Below are 17,028 nucleotides of genomic sequence, written 5' to 3'. Positions count from 1 at the left end.
AGAATGAACATTGTAGTTATCGGCAGGCTCGTGGAAGTCACTACCGCTATTCCCTAAAAGTAGACGACTTTAAGACTTTTGGATAATCGACCTGAGAATATCAGGTATTTACTAGCATCGCTGATGGCGTTAGGTATTGTAAAATTCCGTACGCTACCAACACTAATACCCGAATTTTAAGCGAATTGAAGCACCGCATGCTTGCTGCGTTAGTCAGAGGCAACGCTAAAGCCAGAATTTCAACACAATAAACGCAATGGTTTGGTCTTGTTCAAAGTGCAAGATGTTGCCGTTTGGCAAAAGCACCTGACTGGCAGACAGGATTAATAAGAATGTGTGAGGATAGTCTTTCGGAAGAACGCGCCTTTGGCCGCAACACGGCAGCCAAAAGCCACTAGTTTGTTAGCGCCACGCTGCCAGCGCATCCAGCACTGACATCACATCACGACTGGCAGATTCCATTTGTTTGATCAGCTTATCACGCTGGGCTATGTCTCCCTTGCGCGCAGCTTCAATTGCAGCAAGACCGCTACGATGCACTTCTGCGTGAGGCTTTTCTAACCGGCGGAACGAATCTGTTTTGCCTGCGCCTGAATGTTGTTGTGCACTGTACCATTTACCCAGGCGACAATTGGTGTGATCGGCAAACTCACTGGCAGACTTATTACTTTGCCCGCATAGCACCGCGTATACCTCACTTTTCCACACGACATGGTCAAGTTTTGCGGTTTGGATAAACGTTTCGTGTGAGCCGTTTTCAATGGTGCGCTTCATGCTGTCGCAATGCTTAACCATTTTTTCATAGGAGCCGTTTAACGTGTTCACGCCCTCTGAGAGGTGCGTGTTATTGCTTTGCAGTTCACTGACCGAACCGACTGCGGCGCGCGTGGACTGAATAATTCCCTGCACCAGCTCGGCTACTTCACTGGCCGACTTATTCGTTTCATTCGCCAGTGCCCGCACCTCATCTGCAACCACGCTGAAGCCACGCCCGGCATCACCGGCACGGGCTGCTTCAATAGCAGCATTCAGCGCCAGCAGGTTTGTTTGATCAGAAATGCTGGTGATAGTAGTAACGAATTTGTTGATATTATCAGCGGTATCAGACAAGCCGGAGATTCGCTCGCTCATTTCGCTCATGTGGCCACTCAGCGATGCCATGTCGCTGATAATGTCTTTAAGTGATGTGGCCGACTTATTGAACAAGTCGTTTATTTCAGAAATGGCTGTGGTCTCTTCATCAATTTTTTCGTACGCAGACAATACCGATTCGCGTATCCCGTTCATCTGGCTGAGCGCATCCAGCATGCCAGCGCTCAGCACATCATGTTTGCCTCGGTTCGCAGCCTCTTGTAGCTCGCGGTTTTCCGCCTTAAGTGCTGCGTTCTCGGCTTCAAGCTGAGATAACCTATCAAGAGTCTGATGCTGCTCTTTTTGCAACGCACTCAGGGCATTTACTTTATAATCATAGGAAGACTTTAGGACCAGCATGGACGCTCCGGTAAATTGTTATCGTTTTTTTTTCACTGTATCAGAGGTACACGAGTCACGGCTATTAAGCAAACAAAAAATGTCCGTTGTTCAAATATGCCGGGTGGTGCCACGCACGATTAACTCAGGGGTCAGAATGTGCTGCATTGTCATTTTGTGGCTTCCATAAACCTGATCCAGGATCCAACTGGCGGCCATTGCGCCTATCTCCTGCACCGGATAATCGACAGTGGTCAGCTTAGGAGTAAGATAACTGGCAAAATCGATGTTGTCGTAACCGATAACCGATACGTCTTCCGGTACGCGTTTACCGTGATTTCGTAGCGCATTTATCGCCCCTGACGCCATTTCATCGTTGGCACACGCGACAGCGGTATAATGCACACCTGCGGCTTCCAGGGCGTCAATGCCGGCTTCACCTGACTTCGCCTGGAAGTTCCCTTCTACTGTCAGGTTAGGATTGTAGTTAATGCCCGCTTCAGAAAGTGCACGTTTGTGCCCTTCAAGCCGGTTAACACCATCGGCTTTGAACAGCGCTCCGGAAAGATAGGCGATATCCCGATGGCCAAAGTCGATGAGGTGCCTGGTTGCGAGGTAGCCGCCTGTGACGTTATCGAGACTAATGCAGTTTTCACCAATTTCCTGAATGTAACGATTCACGACAACCATTGGCACATCCTGCTTTACCAGGTCAACCAGGTAGTCGTCACTTACCGCTTCAACATGCAGAATTAGTGCATCGCAACGACGACTCAGCAACGCTTCTATTTCTTTTTTCTCAAGCTCTTCATCAGAGTGTCCCGTCACTACAAACATGTGCTTGTTGGCCTGGCGCAGCACCTTTTCTGAGCCTGCTACCATGGTGCCAAAGAACGAGCCGTGCAGTTCGGGCACAACGTAGCCGATTGTGTGGGTTTTATTCGACGCCAGCGAAGCAGCAATGATGTTATGCCGGTAGCCCAGCTTTTCCATTGCATTTAGCACCTGCTCGCGGGTTTTTTCTTTGACGGTATCAGTGTTATTGATAACCCGGGATACTGTTGCGGATGAAACACCGGCCAGTTCACTGACCTGCTTTATAGTAACCATATTTTCCGTGATTCCTGAGTGCCCCGATACGATGCCGGTGCACGCCTGTCTGAACCGCCTGCTACTGGCGTTGCAGTGTCAACTGTTGCTGAATAGCGTCTATCTTGTTGTTGTCTAATGTATACCAGCGCATGATAATCGCAACACCTAAAGAAGCAATGGCCGGCAATATGCAAAACGAAATGACAATACCGGCAGAAACCCGCTCGCTAATCACGTTCGCTTCGTAACCGTAATATGCCAGCAACCATCCAGCCATGGCACCGCCTAATGCCAGCCCGACCTTGATAAAGAAAACCACCGTTGAATAAGTCACACCGGTCATTCGAACGCCGGTTTTATGCTCACCATAATCTACCACATCGGCAATTTTGGCCCACAGCAGCGGGGTCGCCATTTGCAGCAATAAGCCCCACATAAAGTGCAGGCTTACCGCAAGCAACCACGCATCGGCAGGCACAAAGTAATTCAGAATACAGATTACGGCACTGGCAATCTGCAAAAAGGTATACACCTTAATTTTGCAGAACTTTCTGGCGACAGGGTTCGCCAGCGCGCACCCGATAATGCTGCCAATCATACCTGCCGTTACAAACAGCGTAACGTCGTCAGGACGCTGAAGTACGTATTTCACATAATAAATAGCCAGCGTATTTCGTAATACCATGCCGGTTAACAATACAACGGCAACAACACATAACACCCGGCATTGATCGTTTTGCCACAGGGCTTTTAACTGTTGGGTATAAGGCACAGCCACTTCGTTCGAAGGCTTTACCCGTTCCCGTGTGCCCAAAAAGCAAAGCAGAAACAACACCATACCGATAACACTCATCAGGATCATGGCGCTCTGATATCCTGCTGCGTCATCCCCCTGACCAAAGTACTCCACCAGTGGCAACATAAACAGCGTCACAATCAACCCGCCGCCCATGGCAAAAACAAAACGATAAGACTGGATTGAGACGCGCTCGTTGGCATCGGCGCTCATGACGCCGCCAAGTGCAGAATACGGAATATTGATGGCGGTATACATCAGCATTAACAGCGCATACGTACCAAAGGCATAGGCAAATTTGCCGGTTTCCGGTAGCGGTGGGGAGGTAAAAGCAATGACACTACAAATAGCAAACGGCAGTGCCAGCCACAGCAGATAAGGGCGATAACTGCCCCAACGGCTTCGGGTTCGGTCTGCAAGTGCGCCCATCATTGGGTCGGTCACAGCGTCAAATATTCTTACTATCAGAAACATGCTGCCAACCGCGGCGGGCGAGAGCCCCACGATATCGGTGTAATAGAAAGTAAGAAACAACATCACAGTCTGGAATATGAAGTTACTGGCCGTATCTCCCAGACCGTAGGCAATCTTTTCCCGTGAACTGACCATGCGCACTACGCCCGTTTATTCATTATTTTTTTCGATTTGCCAACATATCCCGCAATGCCAGCGCACTGGCTTTCAGCGTACGCTTTTGCGTTTCATAATCAACATAAACAATGCCAAAACGCTTCTCGTACCCTAGTGCCCACTCAAAGTTATCTAACAGACTCCAGACAAAGTAACCGGTGATGTTTACGCCTTGATTTACGGCTTCTGTCACAGCATCCATGTGCGTTTGCAGATAACGGATACGTTGTTCATCGTTCACCGCGCCGTCGATAAGATGATCGTCGCTTGCCAGTCCGTTTTCTGTTATCAACAAAGGCGGCAGACGATAGTCGTTATGTAATTGTAGCAGCAAATCGGTGAGGCCCTGTGGATACACTTCCCAGCCCATTGCGGTTTTTTCACATTCTTCGGGGGGATCGAGCTGCTTAGGATCTTCGCCGCCATCGTCCTGCACTTTTGCGCGGGTATAGTAATTCACGCCCAGAAAGTCAATTGGCTGCGAAATCGTTTCCATATCGCCGTCTTCAATCAGGGGGCAGTGCTCCGGCGGCAAAGTGTCAAGCAATCCCGGATATTCACCCTCTATAATGGGGCGGATATACCAGTCGTTAAAATGGTCATGTGCGAGCTTGGTGGCCGTTTTATCTTTGTCGCTGTCGCTGGCAGGGTAAAACGGCGTAAAATTAAGGACAATACCGCTTTCGGTTTCAGGAACATTTTTACGCAGCACTTTCATTCCCAGGCCATGTGCCAGCAACAAGTGGTGAACCGCTTTTTTGCCATACTCTTTGCCTACTTTACCCGGTGCATGCACGCCAACTTCATAGCCCAGATAAGCACTACAAAAGGGTTCATTCAGCGTGGCATAGGAATACACCTTATCGCCAAAGGCTTTTGTTACGACATCTACATAGTCGGCAAAAGCGTACGCCGTTTCACGATTTAACCAGCCGCCTTTATCTTCCAGATATTGCGGTAAGTCCCAGTGATACAGGGTGACGTACGCTTTGATATTATGCTGCGCTAGTGTGTCAAGAATGCCGATGTAGAAGCTAAGACCATCCTGATTTACCGAGCCATCAGCGCGGATAATACGCGGCCAGCTTATTGAAAACCGGTATGCATCGACATTCAGCGAAGCAATTAGCGCGATGTCATCCTTCCACAGGTTGATGTGGTCACAAGCATGAAGGCCGTGACTACCATCGGCGATTTTACCGGGCTGCTCACAAAACGTATCCCAGATACAGGGCTCTCTTCCATCGGCCCCTCCTTCGATTTGGAATGAAGAAGTGGCAACACCGATAGTAAAAGAGGGATCCGCAAACGGCGATCCGGGCTTCGCAGTAATATCCATGGGAGACAGGTATTCCTACATGTTAACAGTTTAAATCTATGAATGTATTGATGCTGAGCGTGCACTCAGCGTAACCAGAAGCCGCCCTGGAAGCGCTTACAAAAATAAGCTGAACACGACGAATCTGCTGAAATCAAGACAAACTTTATCATAAAGTGTAAGCGCTTTCATAGCATTTTTAACATGAAATTTACACGCAATATTGCGCTGGCAAACAGCATCAAAAAAGTGCGCCTACTGGCGTAAGCGCACAAGGGCAGACCTGGAGAAGGAGTGGGGTCTTGCCTGAAAATTGCCAAAACCGACTGACCATCAAGCTGAAGTCAGTCCGCACCGGCAATACATTGCGAAATTACGTTATCCCGCTTTTTTGATGCCCAGTTGTTCGCGTGCTTCTTGCGTCAGCTTCACCAGTGCCTGACGCACCTGTGTCGGGGTATGACATAGTTCGTGAAACGGTACATACACTACTTTCTCGTCGCAACGATAGTGCGCCCCTTCCGGAAACACACTTATCATTTCCGGCTGTTTGCAATCAACGTCACAGACAACGCGTATAAAGGCTTGCATGGCATCAACATGATCCTCGTTCATGTGGTTAATCATACCGGATATATCATTGTGCCAGTCCTGTTGGGGCACAAACCATAACGTTTTGCTGATCCAATGAATTTTTCCAAACCCGCCAATGTATCGCACGCGCTCTGTACGAATTTTGTAAAAGTTGAAATCATGGGTTTGCTCATAGCGTGTCGCTTGCACAAATAATGCAAAATATTGCGCCTTTACATCTTCTGTAGCGACTCTCTCAGCGTTGCCCAACAAGGTTACTCGCCCACTGGCCTGTGAGTCGTCCTCTTCTGCATCAAAAATGGTCAAGCTGACTTTTGGATCCGCTTTGATATTGCGGGTATGCAGCGCAATATCCGAGATGTAAATAATGGCATCGCCCTGCGCCGTCAGATAAAACGGTACGACAGAACCAAACGGGTAGCCCGGCATAGATGTAGACAGCGTACTCAGTACCCCGGAATGATGTGTACGTGAAAGATGTTTTGCATCAAACGTGACTTGCTGCATGCTCATGTTGACTCCTGATTAATGCGTCACGAACACGGTCTGGTGTTCATTTTTAAGTAGTTGTAATTGAGTGTGAAAACACCGTCTCAGCACATCTTGGTTTAGCGCTTCTGCTGGCGATGCATCTGCCAGACATCGCTTTTCGCCAAGTATCATCATTCGACTGGCATACGGTGTAATCAGGTTAATGTCGTGGCTTACGCACAAAATGCATAAACCGGCCTGACATAAGCGCACTAATGTCTGCATCACGATTTTCTGATGACGCAAATCCAGTGCGGAAGTCGGCTCGTCCAATAGCAATACGCGTCCATTCAGTTCTTGCTGCCTTATTTGTGCTGATGGAAGAATTTGCAGTACAGTTTTTGCCAGAAATACCCGCTGGCACTCGCCACCTGACAACGACTGAATGTTGCGGGTCAGAAGATGAGAAATCTCGAACCATTTCGCAACCAGCTCGATACAGCTCTGGCGCTGTGCCGGCGATTCTGTGATCTGGTTTCGAGCCAGTTCCAGAACTTCTGCCGACAAGAACCCAAACGGCGTGGTCGGCGTTTGTTGCATTACGGCTCTGAAGTTTGCCAATTCAGACATTCTGTAATGTTGTAGTGGCCGCCCATGAAAGTGGACCTTAGATGAGGCGTTGGCGTCAGCTCCACTTAGTTCAGACAACAGTGAGGACTTTCCGCAGCCGTTCTCGCCGATGATCGCGACGAATTCACCGGGTGCAAACGTGCCGCGAATATTATTAAGTAGCGTGCGATCCGCTTTGACGACACTAAGATTGTTAACGTGTAACAGTGCATTTTCAGACAAAGCCAAGCCTCCCCTTTTGCTGCCAGAGCAGATACAGAAAAAATGGCGCGCCTATGGCAGAGGTTACAATGCCGATGGGTATTTCCATTGGCGGAAACAATGCACGTGAGAGGGTATCGGCTATCACCAGCAACAGCGCCCCCATCAGCCCGCATACGGGCAACAAAAAGCGATGCTCGACGCCAAACAAACTACGGCAAATATGGGGGACCACCAGGCCAACAAAGCTAATGATGCCGCACAACGCCGTGGCGATAGCCACAGAAAAAGCCACCAGCCAAAGTATTGCCTGTTTGTATCGCGTGACATTGAGGCCCATATAGGCAGCATCACTTTCACCCAGAGCCAGCAGGTTAAGCGCCTGTCTGCAAGCCATCAGCCCGGCAGTTGCCAGCACTCCTGCAGCGACAATCACACCGACTACCTGCCACTGTGCACCGGCCATACTTCCCATTGTCCAGTAGGTAATTTGACGCAGTGCATCGTCGCTCGCAACATAACTGACGGCGCCGATTATGGTGCCACTTAATGCATTGATAGCGACGCCAGCCAGGATCAGCGATGCTACCGACATACCGCCGGGTGTACTGGCAAAGCGCACTACCAGCCATACCGCCAGAAGTGCCCCGCCGAATGCCCAGGCAGCTACCCACACGGATGCAAGTGCAGGAATAAAGGGTGGCAAAACCGCCATGCTAACGGCGGCAGCAGCGGCAGCGCCCCCGGCAATCCCGATCAACCCCGGGTCTGCGAGCGGATTGCGAACCAGCCCCTGCATCGCACACCCTGACATTGCCAGCATTGCTCCTACCATCGCGGTCATCAATACACGCGGTAAGCGCAGCTCTGTAACAATGTAATACTGCGTTGCCATATCTGACGAAAGCGGTGCAGCGAACATTGATGCCATCACCCGCACGAACTGGATCTCGTAACTACCAGACACCAATCCTGCATACATCGCTGCCAGCAACGCTACCGTGATAAGTACGGTGCGCAGTTTACGCTGACGCACTCTGGCCTGAATAAAATGATGGTAGGTCTGTGCCGGTGCCGTTACGGTACTCACGGATAGCTCCCGTCAGTGGATGCAGTTTGCTTGCGTCGTATTGCAGCATTGGCTTGCTCGGCAACAATCGCCAGTGCGTCGGCAAAACGGGGAGAAAGCCCCAGCCCGATACTGCTGTCTATAGATTTCACCAGACAATGCTTGCCCGCAAAAGTCGCAGCTATTGCCTTTTGTGTACACAATTTCTGTAGCGCGTTCTCACCATGCAACATGTGGCCGGCGACCAGAATAATGTCGGGATTCCCAGCCAGTACCGTTTCGTTGTCGATAAGCTTATAGCCTTCAACTTGCTGCGCCACGTTGCTGATCGCAAGCTCCGAGAATAAGGCTTGCGGTACCGTATTTCGTCCGGCTACGGTCAACCCTCTGTTATTGTCAGCCACAATAAAAAGTGCTGTAAGAGGTTGCGAAGTTTGTGCATAACTCTGGAGACGTTGCTTTTGCACCGCCACTTCATTTTGAATGTCCTCGATAAGGCGGTTTGCCGCAACTTTGGCGTCCACGACATTTCCGACCTCGCGAATCACATTTAGCAACCCCGCCAGAGTTTTCGGCTGATGTAGCACCACTACCTGCACACCCGCGCTTTCTACCTGTTTAAGCATAATGTCAGGCCCGGTGGCATCAGCGCCAATTACGTGCGTCGGTCGCTGAGCAAGCACGCCTTCTGTACTAAGCTGCCTGAAGTAACCCAGCTTTGTCACCTCGCGCGCCGCCTGCGGGTAGGAACTGGTGTTGTCAGTTGCCACCACCCAATCACCACGCCCCAGGGCATAGATTATCTCCGTTATACTGCCACCAGCACTAATAATGCGGGGCGTATCGCTGTTTGCTGTTACTGGCAGGCCAAAGCCTGCCACAAACAACAGCACCAGCAGAGTCATACTGATACGCATCATTTGAGATTATTCCTGAACCAGTTCATCAGAGCGGAAACTAAAGCTTCCCGAAGTACCAGCATCGTCGTAGTAGCTGGTGATCTGCAGTTTAAACGTAGCGTCAGCTGTCTGAATCAGATACACGCCAAATTGCGAATGCAGCATGTGCGTCGTTCCGTCGTAGAAATACCAGGGTGACGTATCGAAGGCATAGTCAGTTACGCTGTCTTCACTAAAGCCATAGAAGGGTGCCGCTTCAGGATCAATGCCAGCATGGGTTTCACCATCGGTGCGTAAAACCGTGGCGTCATCGGCAAGATGAATGGCAAACTCTGCCGCGCCATCGCCACAGGGAATTTGAATGTCCCAGTTATCTGCGCTGGTTACTGCCTGCTGCAGATCGAAGTCGACGTAAAGCGGCTCAGCGCACCCCACGGCATTAAGTGTTATGTCTACCGGTGATGCAAACTCAGCCTGCCCGTCTACCACGCTTTGATGCATGGCTTCCAGTGTAATTTCGCCCAGACCGCGACCTTCAGTGACGATATTCGTTACGTGAAATTTGGTGTAGTTGTCGTCCGAGGAGACGATGTAATACACCTCATCCGCGGGCGAGACGACATGGGTTGTCATATCGTAATGGTAAAAGCTATCACCAATAACCTGTGACTCTGAGTCGGTAATAAACGCATCTGCTTGCGGAATATCTTCAGCGGTAACGGCCAGATAATCTTCCAGTTCGCTGTCTGGTGTAGCATTTAAGAATTTGTCTGCAACCGGCTCGCCACTGTCGTCGTAAAAGTCAGCGTTGTTACCGGTGAAATAGACGCTGACCGGCGTTTCCTGATGGGTATTCACAAATACACTGGTGCGTCTGAATGCAATATCCCAGGTTGTATCAGAGGCGGCTTCTTCTTCCGTCAGTGACACCTGCGACTGCGTATCAAGATCAAAATATACCGCGACAGGTTCTGAGGTCGAGCCCGTACTGAAGGGGCCGAAAATTGTGCCTTCTTCCGCATCGCCGTTACTGTTGTCGCCCTCGTCGCCACTATTATCGCTGCCATCATCGTTTTCCGACGAATCCGGAGGCGTGAGGCCGCTATCGGAATCACTGGAGCCACCGCAAGCGGTAAGCCCCAGGCTAAGAGCTAAAAGTAACGCGAGATACGTTTTATTCATGGATAAGTTCCTTGTTGTGTGTGTTAGAAGCGGTAGCCGAGACCGAGATATACCCGGCGGGCCGTTATAGGCCGGGCATCCCATAGCCCGGATTGAGTAAGTGCTGACTCCCGATGCGTATCGGTAAGATTTTCAGCCCCTACGCGGATCTGCCAGTGATCAGAAAAAAGATGCTGATAGACCAGATTTATCGTAGTGAAGTGATCACGACCAATATCGGTGTATCCTTGAGCGGGAGAGACACCGCCTTCGTAGACCAGGTAGGTTTGCAGTGTGCTGTCCACACGATCGAATTCATATGTGACTGAGGCTTTCACGACATGTCGCGGACGCTCTGTCAGGCGCTGGCCCTGTTCATCTTCGGCTTGCAGGTAGCTGTAATGCAGTTGCCAGTGCCAGTTCAGGTTTCTGGCCGCAAAGCTCATATCGACACCAGACAACGTGGCTTTCTCCAGGTTCTGGTAAACCGAAATGTCCAACCCGGCATCCTCTGACGCCTCTCGATTCAGCTGTGTAGTGATGAACTCATCTGCCTCGGTATGATGCAGTTCAATATCGCCGGTAAACTGCCACTGACCTGATGCAGGCTCCCATATCACTTCTACCCCAGCGTTCGCACTGAATGCTGTTTCAGGCACCAGCGCAGCGTTTCCCAGCACCATGTAACCCAGATTGCTGTGATCGAACACGTAGTAACGCTCTTTTAGGTTGGGAACCCGGTAACTGGTTCCTGCGCCTCCTCGCCATTGCCATTTCAGTGCCTGTTGTTTACCGGCATGACTGACGCTGAGCTTTACGGCTTCATGCCAGCCGAAGTCAGAGTCATTTTGCACCCGTAATCCACCCAGCCACTGCGTATCATCTACGCGCCAGTTAGCCTGTAAATAGCCTTCGCTGCTGTATCGGCTAGCATTGTTTACTTCAATGGTGCCGGTATCAACGCGATACTGATCCAGTTCATCGGTATGCAATACCCCACCTGCAACCCACTCGATATCTTTGGTACTGATAAGCCACTGGGCATCAACCTCGGCAAGCAAGATATCGGTCTGACGCAACCCGTTACTGTTGCCGCTTAATTCATCGTGCTTCAGATAGCGGCCATTAACATGCCATTGATGTGATTTTTCAATACGAAAGTCGTGCTGCCATTGCGTCACATCAGATTGGTAGAGAATTAGCGCATTCTGACCAGGAATAGCCGACTGAGGTTTGTCTTTCGCTTCCTCAAACCACTGCGTTTTGTAGCGGGTGAGAATATCGTCCCAGTTGCGACTTACCGAAAACGTAGCGAAATCTTTATCTACTGCACCACCATCCTGCGCTACCGTATCAGAATTGTAGTCAAAACCCGGATCCGCAATGTGCTGCACGCTACCGCCCAGTTGCCACTGATCCCAGCGAGTACTGGCATTGATTTTTGCTGTGTGACCCCATCTGTCATCATCTATCTCATTACCCGGAAAGGCGGAGAGTTCATAATCCGCTGTCAGCGCGTTTCCTTCAGGGGAAGCGGTAATAATGTTAATAACTCCACCCATAGCAGAACTGCCGTAAAGCACCGAGGCTGCTCCACGAACAATTTCTATCTGACGGATGTTATTCACACTGATTTGGTCTAAATCGACAGAGGAACCGGTGGGAGAAACTAGTGGCTGACCATTAAGCAGCACCAAAACATGATCGCCGCTAAAACCATGCATCTGCACGTTGTAGCCATCTTTCTGATTGCGACGGACGACAACACCTGGCATCACCTCCAGTACTTGTCGCAGCGTTCCTTTCGACAGGCGTGAGATTTCAGCTTGCTCAATCACATCGACTTTCACAGGCGAGTCATGCAGCAATGTTGGTGTACGTGTACCAGTAACTACAACTCGTTCAAGCGAGTCGGATGGTGCTGCAGCAACAGCTGGTGACACAGCAACAACGGCACAAAATAAAGCTGCACTTTGGTTCACGGCTTCCTCTTCTGTAAATCTTAATGATAATGATTATCGTTTGATCCTATACCAATCAAGAAGGATTACAACCCTGAATTTTTTAAGGGTTTATTTGAGTTTTCTGCACGAATTGAAGGTAAAAAGCGCTTTGCCAAATAGTCACGCTTTTTTGAGTGATGCGATGGATTAGGTATCGGTGAGCTACCTTGTAAATCCGGCTTACCCTGTTGTGCGTATGCCTAAGAAGTCCTGCGGCTGTTTGTTGACCGGCTCTGGAAGCAAGTCACCTTTAAGAAACGTTTTCGGCAATAGGTGGCCCATGCATGGGCTTTCGCTTTCACTTGCTGATAAATTCTGAATTTCCCCACGCCAACTATGAAAGCGCTTACAACGCAGCAATTACAGTCTGAAAACGCCATCATTTCATGACGCGCATTAACCTTGTAATGAAAACGCGCTGAATATGTTAACCAGTTCAGTATCGGTCAGAGCAGGATCAACCAGTGCTCACCTGCATTTCCTTCATATCCCGGTGTTAAACGCAGGAAGGTAACTCCTACCGGAGAAACCAGATTTATAACCACATGATTAGAATAGCTTTATTTTAGTTACTGGCGTTTCCCTATTGTTTCAGGCTACAGTTTTCATAAACGATAGCCTCCTATCAACCCTAAAAATTCAACATAATCACATTCACAAACCAAAAATGTAAGCGCATTCAAAAATGCAATGTAAGCGCTTGCATTTCACTTTCTCACGCCTATACTAGCCAACAAGTTATTAACAATATTGTGTGCAATTCACTTCACGCTGGTCAGAGGGCATGCCTTACTGCCTGCTGTATCACGATACGCCACAACCATTAGGCAGAACGCAACTATGAACCAAACTGCTCAGGCTGTTGCCCCCGACAGCCCCAAAACATCGCACTTTGTTCTGGGCACTCTCACATCACTGTTTTTCATGTGGGGTTTCATTACCGCCATGAACGATGTGTTAATCCCGCACCTGAAATCATTATTCGAACTTAGCTTTACCAAAGCCATGCTGGTGCAGTCCTGTTTTTTTGGCGCCTATTTTCTGGTATCGATTCCCGGTGGACGGCTGGTCAGTAAAGTTGGGTATCAGAAAGGTATTGGCATCGGGCTGATAACCGCTGCGGTTGGGTGTGTGATGTTCATACCGTCCGCTTACATGGAGCAGTACTGGATGTTCCTGACAGCTCTGTTTGTGTTGGCATCTGGGGTCACCATCCTGCAAGTTGCAGCCAATCCGCTGGTAACCGTTATGGGCGATCCAGAGACGGCATCCAGTCGCTTAACCATGACGCAGGCTTTTAATTCACTGGGAACAACAGTTGCGCCAATTATCGGTGGCTACCTGTTGTTTTCCGCAGCACACGGTGAATCAAGCGCTCCTGTTGAAGCCAGCTCTGTTATCGCGCCTTACCTTTCAATGGCGGGTATTTTAGTGGTCATGGCTATCGTAATGATTAAAGTCTCATTGCCCAAGCCATCCAAAGATGACGTTGACCTACCTACTGAAGCCGACCAAACCGTACTGAAACACCGTCACCTCGCACTAGGTGTTATTGGGATTTTTGTCTACGTGGGCGCAGAGGTCTCAATAGGGAGTTTTCTGGTTAACTATTTCGTTTCTGAAAACGTGATGGGCATGACCGAAGGGCAGGCCGCTAACTACATCGCTTACTACTGGGGCGGTGCCATGGTCGGCCGTTTCATCGGTGCGGTGCTGATGCAGAAAGTTAGCCCGGGCAAGTTGCTGGCGTTTAACAGCGCGTTGTCCTGTGCACTGATTATTCTGTCTGTTTCAAGCTCTGGAGCTCTGGCCATGTGGTCAATTCTGGCAGTAGGTCTGTGTAACTCTATTATGTTCCCCACTATTTTCAGTCTGGCTCTGAAAGGGCTGGGCAAGCAAACGGCAAATGGTTCTGGCATGCTGTGCCTGGCTATTGTTGGCGGTGCCATTATCCCTCTGCTACAAGGTGTGGTGGCCGACACAATGGGCCTGCAGATATCCTTCCTGCTTCCCATGCTGTGCTACCTATATATCGCATTTTATGGCCTTATCGGGTCTAAGCCTGTCGAATCTCAGGAGAAAAACGCATGAATTTCAAATGGAAACACTCTGTCGCGGTAGTTGCTGCAACGCTGCTTGTGGCAGCCTGTCAAAACGAGGAGGCCAAGGAAACCCCATCAGCAAACGTTGATGCAGACTTGTCTTCCCGCAGCTTGCCACCTGCTCCAGATTCGCAAGTGCCTGACTACTGGCCTGAAATTTCGTTCACTACCGAAAATAGTGAGGAAGTGGAAACCACGGTGTCTGAACTACTCGACAGCATGACGCTGGAGCAAAAAGTGGCGCAGATCATCCAGCCTGAAATCCGTGATGTGACTGTTGAAGATATGCGTAAGTATGGCTTTGGCTCATACCTGAACGGAGGCGGTGCGTTTCCAAATAATGACAAACACGCGTCTATGGAAGACTGGGTGGCGGTGGCAGAAGCGATGTATCAGGCTTCCGTCGACGATTCTGTTGATGGGATCAGCATCCCTACCATGTGGGGTACCGACGCGGTTCACGGCCACAATAATGTAATTGGCGCAACGTTGTTCCCACACAATATTGGGCTTGGCGCGATGAACGACCCTGAGCTTATCAGCCGTATCGCCACAGTAACCGCCAAAGAAGTGCGCGCCACCGGTATCGACTGGATTTTTGCTCCCACCGTGGCCGCAGCCCGTGATGATCGTTGGGGACGCACCTACGAAAGCTACTCTGAAGATCCTGAAATTGTAGGTAAGTATGCACGCGCGATAGTCTCTGGCCTTCAGGGCGATATTCGCGACGGCAATATTGATGACGAGCACGTTATCTCAACGGTTAAGCACTTTGTGGGCGACGGCGGTACTGAAGGCGGCGACGATCAGGGCGATAACCTTGCCGATGAAGAAACCCTTTTTCGTATTCATGCTCAAGGCTATGTAGAAGGGCTTGAGGCTGGGGCACAATCCGTGATGGCATCGTTTAACAGCTGGCATGGCGATAAAATCCACGGCAATAAATATCTGCTAACCAACGTACTAAAAGAGAAAATGGGCTTTGACGGCTTTGTGGTAGGTGACTGGAATGGTCACGGTCAAATCAAAGGCTGTAGTAACGAAAGCTGCCCTCAGGCAATGAACGCCGGTCTTGATGTGTACATGGTACCTACCGGTGCCTGGAAGCCGCTGTACGAGAACACGATCGCGCAGGTGAAAAGTGGTGAAATACCCATGTCACGCCTGGATGATGCGGTACGCCGTGTGCTTCGCGTAAAGGTACGTGTAGGCCTGTTCGACCTGCCCTCACCGGCCAAACGTTCATTATCGGCTAAAGCCGAACTGATTGGCGCAGAAGAACACCGTACAGTTGCCCGTGAAGCGGTTCGCAAATCGCTGGTAATGCTGAAAAACCAAGGTGGACTGCTACCGCTTAAACCGGATATGAATGTGCTGGTTGCCGGCGATGCTGCGCACAACATTGGTAAACAGTCTGGCGGCTGGACCATTACCTGGCAGGGTACTGGGAACGAGAACAGCGACTTCCCCGGCGCAACGTCAATTTATCAGGGAATCGAGTCTGCGGTTTCACAAGCTGGTGGCACCGCAGTGCTGTCTGAAGATGGCAGCTTTGAGGAAAAGCCTGATGTTGCTATCGTGGTGTTTGGTGAAAATCCTTATGCTGAAGGCAACGGCGATCTGTCTAATGTAGAGTATCAGCGCGGTGATAAAACCGATCTGGCACTGTTAGAATCATTGAAGGCAAAAGGGATCCCGGTTGTTTCAGTATTTATCACAGGCCGCCCACTGTGGGTTAACCCTGAACTGAACGCCTCAGACGCCTTTGTGGTTGCCTGGCTTCCGGGTTCAGAAGGTCAGGGCGTAGCAGATGTCCTGTTCACCAGCGAAAACGGTGAAGTGAAGTACCCCATGAGTGGAAACCTGTCTTTCTCATGGCCGGCGCTGCCTTCACAGGCGACGGTTAACCGCGGTGATGGACAAACGCCCTTATTCGCATATGGCTATGGCCTGGAATATGGTGAAGAGGACACTACGCAGTATCCGCTAAGCACGGTTCGCGGTGAGCTGGGCAATGCCGGTCCGTCTTCACACGATATCTACGTTCGCAGTACACAAAAACCCTGGCAGCTGATGATAAAAGACAGCGACGGCGATACGGTAATGCAGAGCAACATTATCACCTCCTCTGCTGCATCAGTTCGCACCACCGATCGCAACGTGCAGGAAGACTCGCTGGATATGCGCTGGACGGGCGATGCCGTTATTGGCTTCTTTGCCCCCTTCCCGGAAGATCTTCGGGACTTCACGGCTGACACTTCCGCGCTGGTCATGGATATCAAGGTTGAGGCGAATGCCGACTCCCTCGCCATTGCCTCTGGCTGTTCAGAAAACTGTGACGTGACACTGCCTCTGGCGAACTATCTGAATAACACGACAGAATGGCAAACGGTAACGGTGCCTACGCGATGCTTCACCGAGCAGGGCGCGCAGTTTGCTGAAGTCTTCTCGCCAGTAGCTCTGAGCGGCGCAAAAGGTGCGCACGTTATTGTGTCGAACATCCGCTTTGAAGTGGCGGTGGACGACGCGCCAAACTGCAAAGAGTAATACGCCACCCCAACGTTGAACGCTTCCTCCCCAACCCGGAAGCAA

Annotated in this window: 12 protein-coding genes; 2 read left to right on the top strand and 10 right to left on the bottom strand. The window is 50.2% G+C overall.

Annotated elements, in window-relative coordinates; genetic code table 11:
* Positions 1 to 402 precede the first annotated feature (402 nt).
* From ACLBLI_RS01615 to ACLBLI_RS01570, 10 genes are all read right to left on the bottom strand, one after another.
* Positions 403 to 1,491, bottom strand: a complete 1,089-nt coding sequence (locus tag ACLBLI_RS01615) for a methyl-accepting chemotaxis protein (protein WP_414829445.1) — start codon at positions 1,489 to 1,491, stop codon at positions 403 to 405.
* 90 nt (positions 1,492 to 1,581) lie between these two features.
* Positions 1,582 to 2,580 carry a LacI family DNA-binding transcriptional regulator gene (locus tag ACLBLI_RS01610; protein ID WP_414829444.1) on the bottom strand — a complete coding sequence of 333 codons (999 nt, stop codon included), beginning with the start codon at positions 2,578 to 2,580 and terminating at the stop codon, positions 1,582 to 1,584.
* 61 nt (positions 2,581 to 2,641) lie between these two features.
* A complete protein-coding gene (locus ACLBLI_RS01605; RefSeq protein ID WP_414829443.1) occupies positions 2,642 to 3,967 on the bottom strand; it encodes a glycoside-pentoside-hexuronide (GPH):cation symporter in 1,326 nt (441 codons plus the stop codon).
* A gap of 22 nt (positions 3,968 to 3,989) precedes the next feature.
* Positions 3,990 to 5,327 (bottom strand): GH1 family beta-glucosidase, encoded by a 1,338-nt coding sequence (locus ACLBLI_RS01600; protein ID WP_414829442.1) that lies wholly within the window; start codon positions 5,325 to 5,327, stop codon positions 3,990 to 3,992.
* Between the two features lie 357 nt (positions 5,328 to 5,684).
* A complete protein-coding gene (locus ACLBLI_RS01595; RefSeq protein WP_414829441.1) occupies positions 5,685 to 6,413 on the bottom strand; it encodes a HugZ family protein in 729 nt (242 codons plus the stop codon).
* Positions 6,414 to 6,425: 12 nt separating this feature from the next.
* A complete protein-coding gene (locus ACLBLI_RS01590; RefSeq protein ID WP_414829440.1) occupies positions 6,426 to 7,223 on the bottom strand; it encodes an ATP-binding cassette domain-containing protein in 798 nt (265 codons plus the stop codon).
* Positions 7,216 to 8,292, bottom strand: coding sequence for a FecCD family ABC transporter permease (locus ACLBLI_RS01585; protein ID WP_414829439.1), 1,077 nt, complete (start codon positions 8,290 to 8,292; stop codon positions 7,216 to 7,218). The genes ACLBLI_RS01590 and ACLBLI_RS01585 overlap by 8 nt, the downstream gene beginning before the upstream one ends.
* Positions 8,289 to 9,191 carry a heme/hemin ABC transporter substrate-binding protein gene (locus tag ACLBLI_RS01580; protein WP_414829438.1) on the bottom strand — a complete coding sequence of 301 codons (903 nt, stop codon included), beginning with the start codon at positions 9,189 to 9,191 and terminating at the stop codon, positions 8,289 to 8,291. The genes ACLBLI_RS01585 and ACLBLI_RS01580 overlap by 4 nt, the downstream gene beginning before the upstream one ends.
* Positions 9,192 to 9,197: 6 nt before the next feature.
* Positions 9,198 to 10,352, bottom strand: a complete 1,155-nt coding sequence (locus ACLBLI_RS01575) for an HmuY family protein (protein WP_414829437.1) — start codon at positions 10,350 to 10,352, stop codon at positions 9,198 to 9,200.
* A gap of 23 nt (positions 10,353 to 10,375) precedes the next feature.
* Complete coding sequence (locus ACLBLI_RS01570; RefSeq protein ID WP_414829436.1) at positions 10,376 to 12,313, bottom strand: TonB-dependent receptor plug domain-containing protein; 1,938 nt, start codon at positions 12,311 to 12,313, stop codon at positions 10,376 to 10,378.
* A gap of 861 nt (positions 12,314 to 13,174) precedes the next feature.
* On the opposite strand from ACLBLI_RS01570, the gene ACLBLI_RS01565 reads away from it, so the two are divergent.
* Positions 13,175 to 14,425 (top strand): sugar MFS transporter, encoded by a 1,251-nt coding sequence (locus tag ACLBLI_RS01565; RefSeq protein ID WP_414829435.1) that lies wholly within the window; start codon positions 13,175 to 13,177, stop codon positions 14,423 to 14,425.
* On the top strand, positions 14,422 to 16,983 hold the full coding sequence (locus tag ACLBLI_RS01560; protein ID WP_414829434.1) for a glycoside hydrolase family 3 protein: 2,562 nt from the start codon (positions 14,422 to 14,424) through the stop codon (positions 16,981 to 16,983). The genes ACLBLI_RS01565 and ACLBLI_RS01560 overlap by 4 nt, the downstream gene beginning before the upstream one ends.
* The last annotated feature ends 45 nt before the right edge of the window (positions 16,984 to 17,028 follow it).

It is taken from the genome of Alteromonas sp. H39, assembly GCF_047556435.1.
In the GTDB taxonomy this organism is placed as follows: domain Bacteria; phylum Pseudomonadota; class Gammaproteobacteria; order Enterobacterales; family Alteromonadaceae; genus Alteromonas.
Note: the sequence above shows the minus strand (reverse complement) of the source record. Positions and strands in the feature narration are given on the sequence as shown.

Excerpts from the sequence above, each read along its gene's own strand:
- ACLBLI_RS01595 (WP_414829441.1), bottom strand. The coding sequence starts at position 6,413 with ATGAGCATGCAGCAAGTCACGTTTGATGCAAAACATCTTTCACGTACA.
- ACLBLI_RS01610 (WP_414829444.1), bottom strand. The coding sequence starts at position 2,580 with ATGGTTACTATAAAGCAGGTCAGTGAACTGGCCGGTGTTTCATCCGCA.
- ACLBLI_RS01580 (WP_414829438.1), bottom strand. The coding sequence starts at position 9,191 with ATGATGCGTATCAGTATGACTCTGCTGGTGCTGTTGTTTGTGGCAGGC.
- ACLBLI_RS01600 (WP_414829442.1), bottom strand. The coding sequence starts at position 5,327 with ATGGATATTACTGCGAAGCCCGGATCGCCGTTTGCGGATCCCTCTTTT.
- ACLBLI_RS01605 (WP_414829443.1), bottom strand. The coding sequence starts at position 3,967 with ATGGTCAGTTCACGGGAAAAGATTGCCTACGGTCTGGGAGATACGGCC.
- ACLBLI_RS01575 (WP_414829437.1), bottom strand. The coding sequence starts at position 10,352 with ATGAATAAAACGTATCTCGCGTTACTTTTAGCTCTTAGCCTGGGGCTT.
- ACLBLI_RS01560 (WP_414829434.1), top strand. The coding sequence starts at position 14,422 with ATGAATTTCAAATGGAAACACTCTGTCGCGGTAGTTGCTGCAACGCTG.
- ACLBLI_RS01615 (WP_414829445.1), bottom strand. The coding sequence starts at position 1,491 with ATGCTGGTCCTAAAGTCTTCCTATGATTATAAAGTAAATGCCCTGAGT.
- ACLBLI_RS01565 (WP_414829435.1), top strand. The coding sequence starts at position 13,175 with ATGAACCAAACTGCTCAGGCTGTTGCCCCCGACAGCCCCAAAACATCG.